General features: G+C 50.8%; 4 protein-coding genes. 3 read left to right on the top strand and 1 reads right to left on the bottom strand.

What is annotated here, in order from left to right; all coding sequences use genetic code 11:
- Positions 1–548 (bottom strand): GGDEF domain-containing protein (locus tag Q0231_RS02205; RefSeq protein WP_299344518.1); only part of this gene is annotated, 548 nt, incomplete at its 3' end.
- Between the two features lie 476 nt (positions 549–1,024).
- Here Q0231_RS02205 and Q0231_RS02200 point away from each other — a divergent pair.
- From Q0231_RS02200 to Q0231_RS02190, 3 genes are read left to right on the top strand one after another with little or no spacing between them, the layout of a single operon-like run.
- On the top strand, positions 1,025–1,219 hold the full coding sequence (locus Q0231_RS02200; RefSeq protein WP_269392932.1) for a hypothetical protein: 195 nt from the start codon (positions 1,025–1,027) through the stop codon (positions 1,217–1,219).
- Between the two features lie 8 nt (positions 1,220–1,227).
- Positions 1,228–2,373, top strand: a complete 1,146-nt coding sequence (locus Q0231_RS02195) for a sirohydrochlorin chelatase (RefSeq protein ID WP_299344513.1) — start codon at positions 1,228–1,230, stop codon at positions 2,371–2,373.
- A gap of 5 nt (positions 2,374–2,378) precedes the next feature.
- Positions 2,379–3,008 (top strand): precorrin-8X methylmutase, encoded by a 630-nt coding sequence (locus Q0231_RS02190; RefSeq protein WP_331283668.1) that lies wholly within the window; start codon positions 2,379–2,381, stop codon positions 3,006–3,008.
- The last annotated feature ends 52 nt before the right edge of the window (positions 3,009–3,060 follow it).

Raw genomic sequence — 3,060 nt, 5'->3', positions numbered from 1 at the left:
TTTTTGTTCGCGTTGGGTAAAAACAGGCCAAACTCTTCGCCACCAATGCGGCCAACCAATGCTTCGGCGGGCGGAGTGCTCTTGATAGCATTTGCAATGGCCCTTATGGCGTCGTCGCCAATCGAATGGCCGAAATCGTCGTTGAGTTTCTTAAAGTGATCGACATCGATAAACAGGAAGCTGCCCGCAGTTGGCCCCCCCATAGGCGTATGCAGAGCGACTTCAACAGCCTGCAAAAATGCCGTACGATTCATCAATCCAGACATTTGATCCGTGCTGGCAATCTGTGCCAATTGTCTTGATAGTCGCCTTAGTCGAGCGTTTTGATTGTGGATGTAATAGCCGATCGGGAACGCAACAACAGTGGATACGACAAGTGTAACAATCGATGCCCTTGGAATAGATGATGGGTCCAAAAAGCTGTAAATTGTGAAAACAAAGATCTCGGCAAGAATGACTGCACTGACCATTACCCTAACGGCACCCAGAACAATTGAGTGATCTTTAGTGTCCGGCAGGTTCTGCGGTTGATTTGCATGCTCTTGCATCAGTCTTTCTCCACACCATTTCTGGGCATCTTTGATCGCAAAGTAAGCCAAATCGGTTAAGATCGACCTCAGATGTTTGGTAAACACACCGTAAGCGTTCCATGAAGGGCAAGGCAAAACTGCCTGCTTATTTAGCTCAAGAATTGACCCGGTTCATGCGCTGAAATCTATGGCAGACACTTACGCGGTCGCTTTTTCGCCCCTTTTTTTGCCGGGTGAACACATGTTGAGTGCAGTGGGCTCGCGTTAACTGGCGTCGCATGCAGATGCTAAAAGTCCAACTAATCCTTTTAGACGCGGTTCAATCATTGACCCATTCAAACTCAAGCCGTAAAACATCTCTCGCAGCGTTCCTTTTAGGAACTGAAAGCGATTCCGGTGCGGTCGACCCAAATAGGGGGCCAAGTCCTGAGCTGCTCGACGTTTTGATATAAATGAACTCTGCCTCGTTTTTTAAAAAACTACAGAGGTAGAAAATGACTAAAATTCTCATTTCCACATTCGCCACCCTTGTAACAACCAGCGCAGCATTTGCTCACGCAGGCCACACGGCGGTTGTTGACGGTCACGCTCACACCATAGCAGATCTTGTGCTCATGGGGGCTGCGCCAGTGGCGCTCGGCTTGGCAGCAATTGCCCTTGTTCTTTATGCGCGCGGTCGCAAATCGTGAAGCGCGATTTGAACCTTCCGGCCGACACAGCAGTAATGTTGTGCGGCCACGGCAGCCGCAACCAATTGGCGGTGGGCGAATTTGCCCACCTCAAAGATCGCTTAAAAGAGAAGCTTGGCGATGTGCCGGTTGAATATGGCTATTTGGAATTCGCAGATCCAGTGATCCACCACGGGCTAAATAAGCTTAAGGATCAGGGGATCAAGAAGGTATTGGCTGTGCCTGGCATGCTATTTGCGGCTGGTCACGCCAAAAACGATATTCCTTCGGTGCTCAATAGCTATCAAGCGCAAAACCCAGAGATGGAAGTCATTTATGGGCGCGAACTTGGTGTGGATTTGAAAATGATCCGTGCCGCTGGCGAACGTATTGAAGAAGCTTTGGCTAAAGCGGGCGGCGACGTGCCGCGTGAAGAAACGCTTTTGGTTGTCGTGGGCCGCGGTGCGTCTGATCCGGACGCCAACTCAAATGTCGCCAAAGTCATGCGTATGTTGTGGGAAGGTATGGGTTTTGGTTGGGGTGAAGTTGCTTATTCAGGCGTCACTTTTCCGCTGACCGCGCCGGCACTGCGCCATGCGACCAAACTTGGCTACAAACGTATCGTTGTGTTCCCCTATTTCCTTTTCACCGGTGTGTTGGTGAAACGGATTTATAGCTACACAGATGAAGTGGCAGCAGAATATCCAGACATAGAGTTCATCAAAGCGGGTTATCTTAACGACCACGATCTGGTTGTGGATACCTTTATTGATCGCGTTGAAGAAACCCTTCATGGCGAAAACAAAATGAACTGCCAGATGTGCAAATATCGAGAGCAAGTTTTAGGCTTTGAAGCGGAAGTGGGGCTGGCCCAAGAAAGCCATCACCATCATGTTGAGGGCATTGGCGGCGGCATGGAAAATTGCCCCTGCAACGGCGATTGTGATGCATCTTGTCGGAACGAAGAGTTCTGCAAACAACATGGCCTTGAGTGGACGCCAGTTCACGCGCACGAGCATAGCCATGATCACAGTCATGACCATGACCATGACCATGACCATGACCATACGCACACTCATGATCATCACCACGACCACGCTCACCACCCTTATCCGTTTGCAGATCATCCATTAGGACCAAAAACCATGGAACAATCTACAAAAGGGAAGGGATAAAGCCCGTGGACTGGCTGCGCGATCCCCAAGCGATTTATGATGAAAGCTTTGCCACAATAGAGCGTGAGGCCGCGTTGGATCAGTTCCCCGCACCCTTGCGCAAAATAGTGGTGCGCATGATTCATGCGTGCGGCATGGTGGATTTGACCAGCGATATCCGATGGCATGGCGACGTGGCGGGTTCTGCCACGTCTGCACTTAATGCAAGGCGCCCGATCTTGTGTGATTGTGAAATGGTACGCTCAGGCATCATTCGCCGTTTTCTGCCGCAAGGTTTTGAGCCCACATGCACGCTGAACGATCCGTCAGTTCCAACGCTCGCCAAGCAAATGCAAACCACGCGCTCAGCGGCTGCAGTTGAGTTGTGGAAAGCGGATCTTGAAGGCGCAATTGTGGTGATTGGTAATGCACCGACGACGCTGTTTCATTTGCTTGAACAGATTAAAGCAGGCGCGCCAAAACCCGCAGCTATCATTGCAACGCCCGTGGGGTTTGTTGGTGCCGTTGAATCAAAACAAGCATTGTCGGAAGCGAAATTGGACATTCCATTCGTCACCGTTCTTGGACGACGAGGCGGGTCGGCAATGGCCAGTGCAGCGCTAAACGCAATCACCATTGATGGAGAATGGTCATGAGTGAACCTTGGCTACATGTCGTTGGCGTAACCGCGCGCGGGGTGAAATCGCT

Source organism: uncultured Maritalea sp., from assembly GCF_937139385.1.
GTDB lineage: Bacteria > Pseudomonadota > Alphaproteobacteria > Rhizobiales > Devosiaceae > Maritalea > Maritalea porphyrae_A.
This window is presented reverse-complemented; position numbering and strand designations above follow the sequence as displayed.

Bases quoted from the DNA above. Each gene is read 5' to 3' on its own strand.
- Q0231_RS02200 (WP_269392932.1), top strand. From the start codon at position 1,025: ATGACTAAAATTCTCATTTCCACATTCGCCACCCTTGTAACAACCAGC.